The sequence below is a fragment of the Paracoccaceae bacterium genome (assembly GCA_033344815.1).
Lineage (GTDB): Bacteria > Pseudomonadota > Alphaproteobacteria > Rhodobacterales > Rhodobacteraceae > Roseobacter.
Map to the genome: position 1 here is coordinate 3,305,994 of JAWPMR010000001.1, position 14,080 is coordinate 3,320,073.

General features: G+C 62.8%; 14 protein-coding genes. 6 read left to right on the forward strand and 8 right to left on the reverse strand.

Annotated features, from left to right (window positions below):
* The 6 genes from trbK-alt to trbB all read right to left on the reverse strand — a co-directional run bounded on the left by trbK-alt (position 1) and on the right by trbB (position 5,150).
* Positions 1–270, reverse strand: a complete 270-nt coding sequence (gene trbK-alt / locus R8G34_15320) for a putative entry exclusion protein TrbK-alt (protein MDW3224225.1) — start codon at positions 268–270, stop codon at positions 1–3.
* An 8-nt stretch (positions 271–278) separates the two neighbouring features.
* Complete coding sequence (gene trbJ, locus R8G34_15325; protein ID MDW3224226.1) at positions 279–1,046, reverse strand: P-type conjugative transfer protein TrbJ; 768 nt, start codon at positions 1,044–1,046, stop codon at positions 279–281.
* Positions 1,043–3,565 (reverse strand): conjugal transfer protein TrbE, encoded by a 2,523-nt coding sequence (gene trbE / locus R8G34_15330; protein ID MDW3224227.1) that lies wholly within the window; start codon positions 3,563–3,565, stop codon positions 1,043–1,045. The genes trbJ and trbE overlap by 4 nt, the downstream gene beginning before the upstream one ends.
* Before the next feature lie 3 nt (positions 3,566–3,568).
* Positions 3,569–3,838 (reverse strand): VirB3 family type IV secretion system protein, encoded by a 270-nt coding sequence (locus R8G34_15335; GenBank protein MDW3224228.1) that lies wholly within the window; start codon positions 3,836–3,838, stop codon positions 3,569–3,571.
* Positions 3,838–4,098: a TrbC/VirB2 family protein gene (locus R8G34_15340; protein MDW3224229.1), complete on the reverse strand. Its 261-nt coding sequence runs from the start codon at positions 4,096–4,098 to the stop codon at positions 3,838–3,840. The genes R8G34_15335 and R8G34_15340 overlap by 1 nt, the downstream gene beginning before the upstream one ends.
* 71 nt (positions 4,099–4,169) lie before the next feature.
* On the reverse strand, positions 4,170–5,150 hold the full coding sequence (gene trbB / locus R8G34_15345) for a P-type conjugative transfer ATPase TrbB (GenBank protein MDW3224230.1): 981 nt from the start codon (positions 5,148–5,150) through the stop codon (positions 4,170–4,172).
* A gap of 830 nt (positions 5,151–5,980) precedes the next feature.
* On the opposite strand from trbB, the gene R8G34_15350 reads away from it, so the two are divergent.
* Together R8G34_15350 and R8G34_15355 are read left to right on the forward strand one after the other, a co-directional pair.
* Positions 5,981–6,229, forward strand: a complete 249-nt coding sequence (locus R8G34_15350) for a hypothetical protein (GenBank protein MDW3224231.1) — start codon at positions 5,981–5,983, stop codon at positions 6,227–6,229.
* Between the two features lie 6 nt (positions 6,230–6,235).
* The gene (locus R8G34_15355) at positions 6,236–6,691 is read left to right on the forward strand and encodes a DDE-type integrase/transposase/recombinase (protein MDW3224232.1); all 456 of its coding nucleotides are present in this window, start codon (positions 6,236–6,238) and stop codon (positions 6,689–6,691) included.
* A 142-nt stretch (positions 6,692–6,833) separates the two neighbouring features.
* On the opposite strand, the gene R8G34_15360 is transcribed toward R8G34_15355, so the two are convergent.
* On the reverse strand, positions 6,834–7,346 hold the full coding sequence (locus R8G34_15360; GenBank protein MDW3224233.1) for an OmpA family protein: 513 nt from the start codon (positions 7,344–7,346) through the stop codon (positions 6,834–6,836).
* A 140-nt stretch (positions 7,347–7,486) separates the two neighbouring features.
* Here R8G34_15360 and R8G34_15365 point away from each other — a divergent pair, with 140 nt between their 5' ends.
* The 4 genes from R8G34_15365 to tssI all read left to right on the forward strand — a co-directional run bounded on the left by R8G34_15365 (position 7,487) and on the right by tssI (position 13,797).
* Positions 7,487–8,242: a protein phosphatase 2C domain-containing protein gene (locus R8G34_15365; GenBank protein ID MDW3224234.1), complete on the forward strand. Its 756-nt coding sequence runs from the start codon at positions 7,487–7,489 to the stop codon at positions 8,240–8,242.
* A 65-nt stretch (positions 8,243–8,307) separates the two neighbouring features.
* The gene (locus R8G34_15370) at positions 8,308–9,063 is read left to right on the forward strand and encodes a M15 family metallopeptidase (protein ID MDW3224235.1); all 756 of its coding nucleotides are present in this window, start codon (positions 8,308–8,310) and stop codon (positions 9,061–9,063) included.
* A 29-nt stretch (positions 9,064–9,092) separates the two neighbouring features.
* A complete protein-coding gene (locus R8G34_15375; protein ID MDW3224236.1) occupies positions 9,093–11,432 on the forward strand; it encodes an ImcF-related family protein in 2,340 nt (779 codons plus the stop codon).
* Between the two features lie 76 nt (positions 11,433–11,508).
* A complete protein-coding gene (tssI, locus tag R8G34_15380) occupies positions 11,509–13,797 on the forward strand; it encodes a type VI secretion system tip protein TssI/VgrG (protein ID MDW3224237.1) in 2,289 nt (762 codons plus the stop codon).
* Here tssI and R8G34_15385 read toward each other — a convergent pair.
* Positions 13,784–14,062, reverse strand: a complete 279-nt coding sequence (locus R8G34_15385; protein ID MDW3224238.1) for a hypothetical protein — start codon at positions 14,060–14,062, stop codon at positions 13,784–13,786. The two genes, tssI and R8G34_15385, sit on opposite strands and share 14 nt — an antisense overlap.
* Between the last annotated feature and the right edge of the window lie 18 nt (positions 14,063–14,080).

Sequence of the window (14,080 nt, forward strand, 5' to 3'; positions counted from 1 at the left end):
TCACTCCTCCGGGTCTGGGGAAAGTGCCGGGTTCAGGAAACGGCGGCGAGTCTCGGACCAAGTGGCGGCGCAATCTTCGTCTTCTAAAGCGGCATCACCAAGCGACTGACATCGGCGCAGTTCTACCGTCAGGGGATCAGAGCTGTCCGTGAAGTTGGGCACAGATCGGACGTCGATCACGTCCTCACGGGCGATCTCAAGCAATGCGCCGAGGACCGCCATGAAAGCGATAACGCCAATGCCTAATCTGAGGAGGAACGCGCCTTTCATCTCCCGTCTCAGTTCTGAAACATCTGGGCATTACCCGGCTGATAGCCGGTGCCGGGTTCCAGAAACCGCCGCCGTTGCTCTCGTGCTTGCTCCTGTGCCGCGGCCATTTGCGCCGCTTCCAGGTTCTGCGCACGACCCTGTGCCGCCATCAGTGCTGTCAGGTCCGAAATCTGCTGTGATTGCAGGGCGAGCAACTGATTGCCAGCTTGTGTCGCCTGCAACGCGCCGGTCGCGCCCTGGCTTTCGCCAATCAGTGCCGACATCTGGGCGCGGTTGGTGTCCAGATTGCCGACAACACCGGCCTGCACCCGCATCGCGTCCTGCAATCCACCAACAGTGGTCTGCCAACGCTCACGGGCCCCGTCGACGAGCGCTTGATCACTGGCCGTGAGCGAGGCCGGGCCGTAATCGGTCTGAAATGCCTGATCGATCGCCTGCACGTCATAGGCGATGCGCTGTGCTTCGCCCAGAAGCTGTTGCGTGCGCTGCACTGATTGCTGCAGGTCCTGCAGCGCCGAATAGGGCAGGCTTGTGAGGTTGCGTGCCTGATTGATCAGCATCTGCGCTTCGTTCTGCAGCGAGGTGATTTGGTTGTTGATCTGTTCGAGCGCGCGGGCGGCGGAGACGATATTCTCGGCATGATTCTGCGGATCGTAGACGATGCGCCCAAAGCCGCCGAAGAATGCATGGGCAGGTGTGGCGGTGAGTGTCGCTGTTGCGGGAACTGCGAGCAGCAGCGCTGTTGCGATGCGGAGCGTGAGGTTCTTGGTGGTCATGGGGAAGTCTCCTGTTGGGTGAGGGGTGTGGGACTCAGCTGTGGGTCATTGGCGTTTGTTTCTTCGGTATTCGAAGCTGGTAGCACGGGTGACAGATTGGTCAGGCTGGGAAGCAGATCGACCGCCCAATCCGCGCCGCGTTCGCGTAGCCAAGCCGAGACGAAACCGTCGCGCCCGTATTCGGCGAGAATGCGGGAGATCGCAGTCTGGTCGGATTTGGACGAGGTGGCGGTGAAGGCGAGGGCAATCTCGCCCAGACCGAGGTCGAAAAGCCGGTTGCCTCGGCGCGACTGGCAATAATAGTCGCGCTTGGGCGTGGCCCGGGCGAGGATGTCGATCTGCCGGTCGTTCAAGCCGAAGCGGCGATAGATATCGGCGATCTGTGGCTCGAGGGCGCGTTCGTTCGGCAAGAACAGCCGGGTCGGGCAGCTCTCGATGATCGCGGGCGCGATGGCCGAGCCGTCGATATCCGCCAATGACTGGGTCGCGAACACGACGCTGGCGTTCTTTTTGCGCAGGGTCTTCAACCATTCGCGCAACTGCCCGGCGAAACCTGTGTCATCCAACGCTAGCCAGCCTTCGTCGATGATCAGCAGAGTTGGCGAGCCGTCGAGGCGGGCTTCGATCCGGTGGAAGAGATAGGCCAGCACGGCAGGGGCAGCGCCTGTGCCGATCAGCCCTTCCGTCTCGAAAGCTTGGACAGTGGCGGTGCCGAGCCGCTCGACCTCGGCATCCAGCAAATGACCGAAGGGGCCGCCAATACAATAGGGCTGCAGGGCGCGTTTGAGGTCTTGGGATTGCAGTAGCACTGAAAGACCCGTCAGGGTCCGCTCGACCATCGGCGCGGAGGCCAGAGACGATAGTGCAGACCAAAGGTGATCTTTGACATCCGGCGTGACGGTTACGCCTTCACGCGCAAGGATGCTGCCGATCCAATCAGCAGCCCAGTTGCGGGTTGCGGATTCATGAATGCGGGCGAGGGGCTGTAGGGCCACGGGGTCCGACGCATCGTCGGACAACGCACCGCCCAGATCGTGCCAGTCACCGCCCATGGCAAGCGCTGCGGCCCGGATCGATCCGCCGAAATCGAAGGTGAAGACCTGTGCACCCGCGTAGCGCCGAAATTGCAAGGCCATCAGGGCCAGCAGCACGGACTTTCCAGCGCCAGTTGGCCCGATGACCAATGTGTGCCCAACATCGCCGACATGCAGGGACAACCGGAACGGGGTCGAGCCTTCGGTCTGGCCGAAGAGCAGCGGAGGGGCCGCGAAATGATCATCTTGTTCCGGTCCCGCCCAGACGGCTGATAGTGGAATCATATGGGCGAGGTTGAGTGTCGAGACTGGCGGCTGGCGGACATTGGCGTAGACATGGCCGGGGAGAGAGCCGAGCCATGCTTCGACGGCATTGGTGGTCTCAGCGATGCAGGTGAAATCCCGGCCTTGAATGACCTTCTCGGCAAGTCGCAGTTTTTCGTTGGCAATGTGGGCATCCGTGTCCCAGACTGCTACGGTCGCGGTGACATAGGCTTCGCCGATCAGATCGGATCCAAGCTCCTGCAAAGCGGCATCGGCATCCATTGCCTTGTTGTGGGCATCCGTATCGAGAAGGGCTGACGTCTCATTCGTCATAATCTCCTTGAGGACGGCCGCGATGGATTTGCGCTTGGCAAACCATTGCCGACGTATCTTGGCGAGGAGCCGCGTCGCATCGGTCTTGTCGAGCATGATCGCCCGCGTTGACCAGCGATAGGGAAAGGCGAGCCGGTTGAGATCGTCGAGAATGCCGGGCGTGGTCGCACTCGGGAAGCCGGTGATCGTGAGGATGCGCAGATGTGCGTTCCCCATCATCGGCTCAAGTCCCGCCGTCAGTGGCTGATCGGCGAGCAGCGCATCGAGATGCATCGGTACTTCGGGCACGCGGACGCGCTGCACTTTGGTCGAGATCGTCGCATGTAGGTAGGTCAGAGTATCGGCATCATCGAGCCAGATACTCTCCGGCATGAACCCCTCAAGAAGTTGCAGCACGCGATCGGTCCGGTCGACAAAGCCGGCCAGCGTCTCGCGGGCGTTGGCCCCGCTCTCGCGATCGCGTCCTTCGTACAAGAACCGTTCCGCACGTGCGGCCTCCTCGGCGGGCGGTAGATACAGCAGCGACAGGAAATACCGCGACTCGAAATGCGCGCCTTCCTCTTCGAACTGCGCCTTGCGCTCGGCGTCGACCAAAGCCGACGCCGCGTCTGGAAACTGGCTGTCGGGATAGGAGAGGGCGGGCACGCGCTGCGCTTCGACGAAGACTGCCCAGCCAGAGCCGAGCCGTCGCAACGCATTGTTGATCCGGCCCGCGACGGCGACCAGTTCAGCAGGCACGGCACTGTCGAGATCCGGACCACGAAAGCGTGCGGTGCGTTGGAGGGAGCCATCCTTGTTCAGGATCACGCCTTGGCCGACAAGCGCCGCCCAAGGCAGAAAATCGGCCAGATGGGAAGATTTGCGGCGATATTCGGCGAGGTTCATCATCGCTCACACTCCGAGATGGCCGGGAATGCGCAGATGGCGGCGCACCACGTCGACGAAGAGAGGATCGCGTTTCGCCGCCCAGACCGCGGCGAGATGGCCCGCGATCCAGATCAGCAGACCGACCAGCCAGAGTTGCAGCCCAAGCCCGATGGCGGCCGCAAGTGTGCCAATTAGAATGGCGATCGAGCGCGGCGCGCCAGCCAGCAAGATGGGTTCGGTCAGCGCCTGATGGACCGGGATGACGAAGCCGGGGATGGTGTCAGGATCGAACATCAGATCACCGCCCCGCCACCGAAGGAGAAGAATGAAAGGAAGAAGCTCGATGCCGCAAAGGCGATGGAGATGCCGAAGACGATTTGGATCAGCCGCCGCGCGCCACCCGAGCTGTCGCCGAAGGCGAGGGTCAGCCCGGTGATGATGATGATCATCACCGCGATGATCTTGGCGACTGGACCTTCGATGGACTCAAGGATTGCCTGTAGCGGCGCCTCCCAAGGCATCGACGAGCCTGCTGCGCGGGCGGGGGTGGCCATGCTCAGCGAGACGAAAGCGGAAATGCAAAGGGCGTCGACCGCCCGGCGGCTTGTTAGAAAGCTGTTGGACATCAAAGGGATCCTTTGCTGGTGTCGGTTGCGGGGGAGAGACGATAGTCACCGGTCGAATCGATCCTTTCGACGTTCGCCAGTTCAGTGAGGCGGCGCACGAAACCGCGCCCCGATATGACTGCGACGAGGTCAATCGTTTCGGCGATCAGTGCGCGCGGGACGGTGACCACGGCTTCCTGGATGAGTTGCTCCATGCGACGCAGCGCGCCAAGAGCGGTCCCGGCATGGATTGTGCCGATACCGCCGGGGTGACCCGTGCCCCAGGCCTTGAGGAGATCGAGCGCCTCTGGGCCACGGACCTCGCCAATGGGGATGCGGTCAGGTCGTAGGCGCAAAGATGAGCGGACGAGATCGGAGAGCGAAGCCACATTGTCCTTGGTGCGCAGCGCCACGAGGTTTGGCGCAGCACATTGCAACTCGCGTGTGTCCTCAATTAGGACGACGCGGTCTTCCGTTTTGGCAACTTCGGCGAGGAGTGCATTGGTGAGCGTTGTCTTACCGGTGGAGGTGCCGCCTGCGACAAGAATGTTGCGACGGTCGGCGACCGCGACGCTCAGGGTTTCTGCCTGTGCTTGGGTCATTATGCCTGCGGTCACGTAATCTCCAAGCGTGAAGACAGCCACGGCCGGCTTGCGTATTGCGAAGGTGGGTGCTGCAACAACTGGCGGGAGCAGCCCCTCGAACCGTTCTCCTGTCTCGGGTAGCTCGGCGGACACGCGTGGCGCACCCGTATGAACTTCGACGCTGACATGATGGGCGACCAAGCGAATGATGCGTTCTCCATCCGCATGGGAAACGCAGTGATCGGTCGGGCGAAGACCTTCGGACAAACGATCAATCCAGAGCCGTCCATCAGGATTGAGCATGACCTCGACGACTTGTGCATCATCAAGATATCCTGCGATAGAAGGTCCAAGCGCAGTGCGCAGCATGCGGCTGCCGCGTGAAACTGCCTCTGAGTGTTGATGTGCCGCGGTCATGAGCGTCCCTTTTCTGCGGGGCGACACATGACGGCCCGGGTTGTGGGGACGATCAAGAAGACTGGAAAGGGATGTTTCGCAACAGCTTCAAGGGTGTAGAAGTGCCTTGGCGTGGAAAGACAGGGAAACGGCGGTGTGGTGTTCGGAAACAGGGTTTACCAATTGATGCAATCCAACTGCGAGAAACCACATTGCGGGTAAAACCCAAGTGGCTTCGCAGTTACATGGGTGCACCATCGGCGTCGTGGTCTATGCCATCAATGATGGATGGAAGTGATTCAGTATGAGTTTCAGTGACTTGCGTGCCTACGTGTGCAGCTCATGTTCTTCTTTCAATCGTACGTTCACGTGCTGCGTCCAACTGTTTTCGGAGGCTTGGCGAGCGTGACCCTTGGGCATACCACCCCGTGGCACCGCATCCCTCAACGCTTAGCCCTGCATAGGCGCCAAAGCGCGCGATTTCTGTGAACGTCAACACGCCCTAGCTCAGGACGTATTCTTTCCTTTAATCCCGGCCATCATGCGGGAGCGGGCCTCGGCATCGACGATATCCACCATCACCTTTCTTGGCCTCTGGCCCGCGGATATCTTGGTCGCACGAAGACATCTTCTGATCTCCAAACAAGCAGATGGGCAGTGTCCCCAATGGTGGTGTAGGAGGAAGCGCGCGGAGCCTCCGGCGTAGCGCAGCCCGCGGCCGCGGGTGACGCTGGCGGTCACCGCCGATCTTCGGAAAAGGTTCGGTTTGCGAGACCTGAAACCTAAAACGGCTCTGTTGCGTTACGTTCTTGAAGTACGACGTTGCTCGTAGCTTTGACAGGGGAATTCACGTGCAGCGTCCAGATCCGTTCAAACAACACCGTTTTCCGAAAGATGTGATCCTGTTGGCTGTCCGCTGGTACTGTCGATACCCGTTGTCCTATCGTGGCGTGCGAGATCTTTTGGCCGAACGAGGGATCACAGTTGATGCGGCGACGATCTATCGGTGGGTCCAGAAGTTTGGGCCTGAAATTCGCAAGCGCGCTTTCGGGCGACATCGCTCGTGGCTCGGGCTGCAATGGCACGTGGATGAAGCCTAGTTGCGAGTGAACGGCCGTTGGTGCTATTTGTGGCGCGCAGTCGCTCAGCGCGGCCAGTTGATCGATTTTCGACTTACCGCCCGCCGAAACGCCAGCGCAGCAAGGGCGTTCATGCGCCAGGCAAGAGAGACGGCACGGTGCTACGACCCCCTGACAATCGTCACGGACAAGGCACACAGCTATGCAAAGGTGATAGAGGAAATGAATTTCGGCAATGGGCCAGGCGACAGGATTCGGCACGTCGACCGAAAATATCTCAACAACCGGATCGAAGCAGACCATGCTGCGCTGAAACAGCTCCTGAGGCCGAAACGAAGTTTTCGAAAACTCACCGCGGCCAAGAACACGCTGAAAGGCATCGAGACCCATCGCGCTATCAAGAAAGGCCACTTCGCGAACAATAAGGCTGGTGTCTTGAATGAGATCGCCTTCGTGGCAAACCTGTTCGATGCGGCCGCATAATATGCAACAAGCTTGGCCTATCCGGCTCTACGCAGGCTAACGCAACAGAGCCAGTGGTGCACAGCGGCTGCGGCTCTGAGCGACCCAGCGTTGGAGGCGCAGTTGAAACGGCTGTCGGCTGAGGCGTGAGGCCCTTGGGCCGTCAGAGCGCCATCTGGATCTCGACCCGGCGGTTGCGGTCGCCGCGGGGGTTTTCCGGCTCCAGCAGGTGGCGTTCGCCCACGCCGACGGCCTGAAGCTGGGTTTCCTCAACCCCGCATTCTCCCGTTAGATGGGCCACCACGGCAGACGCGCGCTGCTCGGAGAGGGCTTTGTTGTAAGCCTCGGCCCCGGCGGCGTCGGTGTGACCGATGATGTTGATATTGGCGCCGCTGGTCGCATTGATCGCGGTGCAGAGTTCAGCCAGATCGGCGATTTCACTCTCAAGGATATCGGCCGAATCAAAGGCGAACTGGATACGCAACTGGACCTGATCCTCGACAGGCATGGTACGATAGCCGTCGTCGGCGGTCTCGGTGGGGTAAAACTCGACCCCCTTGGCAAGGCCCAAGGCCTGCCGTTCAAGGCGCGCAAGAATCTCTTCTGCGGTCATGTCCTGGGCAAGTGCACCCGTGGGCAGGGCAAGGAGGGCGGACAGGATCAATGGTCTCAGCATGGGGCATCTCCGGTGCGTGTAACGCATAAGAGAATGATACAAAGATGACGCAGATCCGGCAATAAAAACCGTGGCCCGAACACGGCAATATCATTTCACTCGGAAATTTGGCACACTGCCGATGCGGCAGGGGAGGAGTGATGCGAACACCGACAACGCGGATACCGGGCCAGACGGCTCAGCCCCTCAGGTTTGATGGCACCGGCGCCACCCATCGCGGGTATGTAAGGGACCTGAACGAGGACGCCATCCTGCTAGACCCTTCCGGGGCGATCTGGGCCGTGGTGGATGGTATGGGCGGGATGCGCCGAGGCGATCTGGCTGCCGAGATCACCACCGAGGCCCTGGCCAAAACCATTCTGTCCGGTGACCCGGCCGAGGACCTATGGGCGGCTCTGGAGGTCGCCAATACGAGCGTTCTGGAGATAGCACGGGCCGAGGGCTCGGAGGGGATGGGCGCAACCGTGGTGGCCTTTGCGCAGTACCGGGGCCATGCGGCGGTGGTGTGGGCCGGCGACAGTCGCGGTTATGTCCTGCGTGCGGGCTATTTGCAGCAACTCACGAAGGATCACTCCGTGGTCCAATCCCTGCTGGATCGCGGTCTGATCACACCCGTCGAAGCCGAAACCCACCCCGAGGCACATGTGGTCACCCAGGCCATCGGTGTGGTGTCGCCGCTGGTCGCCGAGATGGTGCGCGTGGAGCCTGCGCCGAGCGATCGTTATCTTCTATGCAGCGATGGCCTGTCGGGCGTGGTTTGCGCGGCAGAGATTGCCGCACATTTGGAAAAGGCAGGGGACCCGGGTGCGGCGGTCGATGCTTTGATAGCAGCCGCCTTGGCGGCGGGGGCGCCGGACAACGTGTCGGTTGTCGTGATCGACGTCAGGGCGGGCTGAGCGAAATGCGGATCATCGAGGCGACGATTCTTGCCATGGGGCTGGTGCTGGGGGCGGGGGTGTTCGTGGGCCTCAATCACCTGCTGATGCCCGCGGGCACGGATGTCGCCGTCATCGCTTCGCTGGAGCGGCGGGTGAGCCTGCAGGGCGCGCGTATCTCGACGCTGGAGCGGGACTTGGAGGCAATGCGGACCGAGGTGGCTGCCGCGCGTGCTGCCCTGCGCGCAGATCCCGACGTGGTTCTGAGCGAGGAGGATCACGGCGCCATCGCCACCACTGAGGCCCCGACCGAGGCCATTCGCGTCGCCCGTGCTCGGTTCAATCGTGACCTCAGACATGCAAACAGCGCCTTCATGATCCAGACGCTTGGGCCGCCCCGGTCAAGCTACAGCGACCAATGCGACCCGCTGGAAAACCCCCGGCTGCGCGGCGCCCTTGTGACCGAGCGCTTTGTTGATTTTCGCGTCACGCTGGTGCGCCCTGCGATGGAGTCCTTTCGCGCTGTGATGGCGCAGATCGAGGCAGCCGACCCCGATCTATATTCCCAGTTGGGAACTGCGGGGGGACTGTGTCCGAGGTTGATCCGGGGCAGTGACACCGCGGTGTCCAACCATTCCTTCGGAACTGCAGTGGATCTGAAGATCGCGGGGGTTCTGGACCCCTTTGCCGATGGCGAGACCCACGCTGGCCTAGTCCTCATCGCGACTATCTTCAACGATGCGGGCTGGTTCTGGGGTGGGGGCTATGGCCGCGAGGATTCGATGCATTTCGAGGCCAGCCGCGATCTGATCGAACGCTGGGTGTCCGAGGGTGCGCTGTGAGCCTTTACGCTATTGAGGCAAGCGAGGTCATGATGTTGATCGACGCCGTCTCCAAGGACCAGCAGAACGATGCGGCGCAGATTGCCGTTGCCGCCGAGCGATTGCTCGACGGCTTTGCCCAGCGTCTGGAGGCCGCACAGACCCCGCCGGGCGCCGCAGACGCCGCCCGCTATGGTCTGGCCGTGGTTGTCGATGCGGTGGTCCGCCGGGCGCCGGGGTGTTCTCTGGCCACCTGGGGTGCGTTGACGAACGGCACCCTCGGCGGCGGGGATCCGCTGTCGCGGGAGCGGCTGGAGACGCTGGCGGAAAAGGCCGGAACGCTGGGGCCGGAATACGATGATCTTGCGCGGTTTCTCGAGACCTGTCTGGCCCGCGCACAGGCGGATCCAGCAACGGCGCCCGGGCCAAAGGTCTGGCCCGCGCTTGGGGCGGCGGTGTTGTTGGTTCTGTTGGCGGCGGGGGCATCGTTTTTCTGGACACGGGCCGAGCAGGGCCGCGCGGTCGCGGAGGCTGCGGTAAACTTTCGCGCCGAGGTGGCGGCGGCGCGGGGCGATCCAGCGGCCCTGATCCTGGTCATGGACACGTTGCACGGGGCAGGTACGGAGGTGTCGGAGTCCGTCGGCGCGTGGGCGATGCCGATGCCGGGGCAGGTGGCCGCGGCGGTGGTTTATGGCGAAGTTTTGGCGGAGACATCGGGGCCGTTTCTGGCCGGCATGCTGGAGTCGGCGTTTGCCAGCGACGGTACTGCGGAAGGGAACTACGCGCATCTGCGCATCTGGCACATGGGTGCGGGCGCGGGGGCATGGAAGCCCGCGGTTTTCCGGGCGTGGCTTGCCGCGCGGGTGGAGGCAGACCCTTCTCAGGCAGGCGCGGCGGCGCATCTGGCGCGGGTGGACAGCCCCCCGGAACGACTGGTGCTGTTGATCCCCGCGCGGGTGGAAGACGCGCGCCGGATCGCGGGTACGGCCCCCCTGAGCGCGCGGATCTGGGTGGAGTTGCGGGCGCTGGAGAGCGTTGCGGCCTTGCCTTCGTGGCGGGCGGGAGAGTCCCTGCCGGATCTGGCGAGGGTCGCCGAGCGGGCCAGTGGGCGGGCGTTGAACGCGCCTGTGCCGGGCCTGTTCACGCAGGCGGGCTGGGACCATGCGGTGCGCGTGGCCATCCCGGCGGCGGAATTGGCGGCGCGGGCGGCCAGCCAGGACCTGTCGCTGCCCCTGCCTACCGAGGAGGCGCGGGCGGATATCTCGGTGCGCCTGCAGCGTGAAACCATCGCTGCATGGCGGGCCTTTCTCGACGACCTGACGTTGCACCCTCTGCGGGGTCAGGCCTCGGCGGTGGAGATGTTCGGAGTCCTCGGGCGCTCCGACAGCCCGCTGTATCGGTTGGCGCAGGTGGTTTGGGCCGAGAGCGGGGCGGCGGACGGGGGCCGGAGCTTTGACACGCAACTGATGGCGCGCACTGCCTTTGACCGGCTCAAGACCTATGCTGATGACGGCGGGTTTGAGGAGATTGCGCATTTGTTTGGCCTATTGACGCTGGCGCTGGCCCGCCAGGAGGCGGATGGGGCGGTCGATATCGAAGCCTTGATGAGCCATGGCGACCGCGCGCAGTCGATTAGCACGCTGGACCGCGCCCCAGGGGTGGTGAATCGGATTGTGCGCGACGTGCTGGTGCAGACCTCGCAAGCGTTGATTGAGGGCGCGAAAGATCCCGTAAGCGCGTTCTGGAGCGGTGTTCTGCGGTCCGAGTGCGTGGCGCTGATGGCGCGGTTCCCGTTTGGACCCGGGGCGGATCTGGATCTGTCCGACATTGCCGCGGCGCTGGGACCGCAGAGCTCAATGCGCCGCTATATGGAGCGGCGCATCCTGCCGCTGATCGACACCGGCGTCCAGCCGTGGCAGTGGCGTCCGGAGGCGCAGTTTCGCGGCTATGATCCTCAAAGTGCCACTTTTTTCCAGAGCCTCGCCGCCCTGAGCGCGCTTCTCGACGCGCCGGAGCGCGCGCGGGAGGTGCGCCTGTCGCTGTTTGGTGCGGCGGGCGGACCGGTGGAAATCACGCTGGGCGGGGTGGGGCAGGATCTGCCACAGGACGGCACCGAGATCGCGTTTCGCTGGCCGGGCACCCGGGCGGAGGCGGGCCTGTCGCTCGGTTTTCGCGGCGCGGGTACCGAGATTACCGCGCGCGGCACATGGGGGTTGGCGCGGCTGGCGCTGGCGCATGGATTGCGGCCGCGTGAAAGCGGGCGAAGCTATTTTCTGGATGTCCGCGACCCGCCGGCGCGCCTGTTAATGGAGGTGGTTTTTGCGGACGAGATAAACGCGCTGACGATTGCGCAGGCGCTGTCGCGCGCCCGCTGCCCGACGCGCCTGTAAACCGGCGTTTCCCGCTGGCGCCGGTTTCGCGTATACTTACGATATTTCATCGAGGTGTTGGGTTTGGGAGAGTGACATGTCAGTTTTGATCAATGTGAAAGTGACCACGCCGCTGGAGCCGGATGTCTTTGAGTTCGAATGGCTGTCGGGCCGGGAAGCGGTAAGCGACGAGTACAGTTTTGACCTGGGCCTGACGGCGCAGGACTTGGATATCGCCGCCGTCGATTTGTTGGGCCTGCCGGTCACGGTGAGCCTGGGCACGCCAGAGGGCGAGCGGCATTTCACCGGTCTTGTTTCGCGATTTTGCATGTCGCACTTCGCCCGCGGTCAGGCACATTACAAGCTGACGTTCCGGCCCTGGTCGTGGTTTTTGTCGCACCGGTTCGACTGCCGCATCTTTCAGCACAAGAACGTGCTGGACATCGTGCAGGAGGTGCTGGGTGAGCACCCTGCTGCGGCCATCGACGACCGCACCAGCGCGACCTATCCCGAACGCGATTACACCGTGCAGTTCGGGGAAAGTGATCTGGATTTCGCCAAGCGGCTGCTGGAGGATGAGGGAATCTTTTACTTCTTTGAAACGGGCTCGGGCGAGGCGACCCTTGTTTTGTCCGATGACATCGGCGCGCTGGACCCCGCGCCGGGTTATGAGACGGTGAATTACAACCCCGAGGGGTCCGAGTTGTTGGAGGATGTCGACACGATCCAGCACTGGCATTGCCAAAGCGCGGTAGTGTCGGGGGCCGTGGCGCATACGAATTATGACTTCATGAACCCCGGCACGAACCTGATGACCACGCAGGCCAACCCCCTCGGCTATGACGGTGACGACCCGGAGGTTTATCGCTATCCGGAAGCGCATCTCGATGTGGGCCGCGGCGAGACCATCGCCACCACCCGGCAACAGGAACTGCAGGCCCCCCACCGCCGGGTGACGGCCAAGGGCCGGGTGCGGGGTCTTTACGCCGGAGCGGTTTTTGCCTTTGCCGAATATGCCCGCGCCGCGGAGAACGGAGATTATTTCGTAGTTGCGGCGCAGTTTAACCTGAGCGCTGATGGTACCACGGAGCAGGACCATTTCGGTGTGTTTGAATTGCAGCCCGCCGAACTTGCGTTCCGACCGGCCCGGCGCACGCCGCGCCCAGTCATGAAGGGCCCCCACACGGCCACTGTGGTCGGTCCCGACGGCGAGGAGATCTATACCGATGAATGGAGCCGGGTGAAGGTGCATTTCCATTGGGACCGGCTGGGCCCGTCGGGCGAGACGACAAGCTGTTTCGTGCGCGTGGCCTCGGTCTGGGCGGGATCGGGATGGGGGTTTTTGCAGGTGCCGCGGATCGGTGAGGAGGTGATCGTCGATTTCATTGACGGCGATCCAGACCGCCCGCTGATCACCGGGCGGGTCTATAACGCGGCGCAGATGCCGCCCTTTCCCCTGCCGGGGAACAAGACGCAATCGGGCGTGATGACCAAAAGTTCGCCCGGCGGCGGGGGCGAGAATATCCTGCGGTTTGAAGACAAGGCGGGCAATGAAGAGATCTACATGCAGGCGCAGAAGGATCTCAACGAGCTGATCAAGAACAATGAAGGCAGGACGATCCAGAACGATTTTACCGAGACCGTGGAGAACAACGCGACGCAAACTGTAGTGGGCGTGCGGTCGGAGACGGTGAACGGCACCAAGGATGTGACGGTCGATGGCGACAGGACGGTCGTGTTGAATTCGAACGACAGCGAGACCGTAGCCTCTGACCGCAGCCTTACGGTCGGGGGCAACGAGGTGATCGGCGTTAGCGGCAACTCCAACGAAACGATCAGCGGTAGCCACAGCCAGTCCGTCACCGGATCGCAGACGATCACGGCCACCGGGCCGCGCATTGTGAATGCGGCGGCCACCGAGACAGTGAATGTCGCCGCCGCACAGTCGATCAACGTGCTGGGCGGGCGGTCGGTGGTGGTGGTGGGCGGTGAGATGCACACGATCTCTGGCGCCGATGGCTGGGGAGTGTCGGGCGCGCAGACGATCAATATTGGTGGGGCGCAGACTATGGGGATCGGCGGGGGCCAGACCTTTAACGTTGGCGGCGATCAGGGATTTACGGTAACCGGCAGTAAGTCGGTGAGCGTTGGCGGCACCTACGGCCTTCAGGTGACCGGGAAAATGGGTCTGAAGACGGACGCCGATGGAAAGATCGAGGCCGCCGGCAAGCTGGAACTGAAGTGTGGGAGCGCGAAGATCGTGCTGGAGAGCGGGGGCAAGATCACACTCGATGGCTCGGAGATCATTCTGAAGTCCTCGGGCAAGATCGGCCTCGATGCCGGGGGCGACATCATCGGCAACGGCAGCACCATCAGCTTGAATTGAGGGCTGCGGAAATGGCCCGGGAAGGGTCAACGCCGGGGGCGGCGTGGTACCGGTCCTGGCGGGGTTGCCAGGCATAGAACCCGGGCGCTAGGGTGCCGTTCTCTGGTGCGGAACAGGGGGGCAATGCGGCACAGAGCGTGTCGATGTCGGGCGCATGCAGCGCGAGGACAGCGGCCGTAAGGATCGTCAGCGCTGTCTCGGTCGCATCGAGGTCCCAGGGCGCGTCTAGCGCGATCCGAAAAGTCAGGGGATAGGCCCGGCCCACGGCATCGGTGCTGGGCAG

What these genes read in the sequence shown, in the direction of transcription:
- trbK-alt (MDW3224225.1), bottom strand. Translation starts at nt 270, where the DNA reads ATGAAAGGCGCGTTCCTCCTCAGATTAGGCATTGGCGTTATCGCTTTC.
- trbJ (MDW3224226.1), bottom strand. Translation starts at nt 1,046, where the DNA reads ATGACCACCAAGAACCTCACGCTCCGCATCGCAACAGCGCTGCTGCTC.
- trbE (MDW3224227.1), bottom strand. Translation starts at nt 3,565, where the DNA reads ATGATGAACCTCGCCGAATATCGCCGCAAATCTTCCCATCTGGCCGAT.
- R8G34_15335 (MDW3224228.1), bottom strand. Translation starts at nt 3,838, where the DNA reads ATGTTCGATCCTGACACCATCCCCGGCTTCGTCATCCCGGTCCATCAG.
- R8G34_15340 (MDW3224229.1), bottom strand. Translation starts at nt 4,098, where the DNA reads ATGGCCACCCCCGCCCGCGCAGCAGGCTCGTCGATGCCTTGGGAGGCG.
- trbB (MDW3224230.1), bottom strand. Translation starts at nt 5,150, where the DNA reads ATGACCGCGGCACATCAACACTCAGAGGCAGTTTCACGCGGCAGCCGC.
- R8G34_15360 (MDW3224233.1), bottom strand. Translation starts at nt 7,346, where the DNA reads ATGCTGAGACCATTGATCCTGTCCGCCCTCCTTGCCCTGCCCACGGGT.
- R8G34_15365 (MDW3224234.1), top strand. Translation starts at nt 7,487, where the DNA reads ATGCGAACACCGACAACGCGGATACCGGGCCAGACGGCTCAGCCCCTC.
- R8G34_15375 (MDW3224236.1), top strand. Translation starts at nt 9,093, where the DNA reads ATGATGTTGATCGACGCCGTCTCCAAGGACCAGCAGAACGATGCGGCG.
- tssI (MDW3224237.1), top strand. Translation starts at nt 11,509, where the DNA reads ATGTCAGTTTTGATCAATGTGAAAGTGACCACGCCGCTGGAGCCGGAT.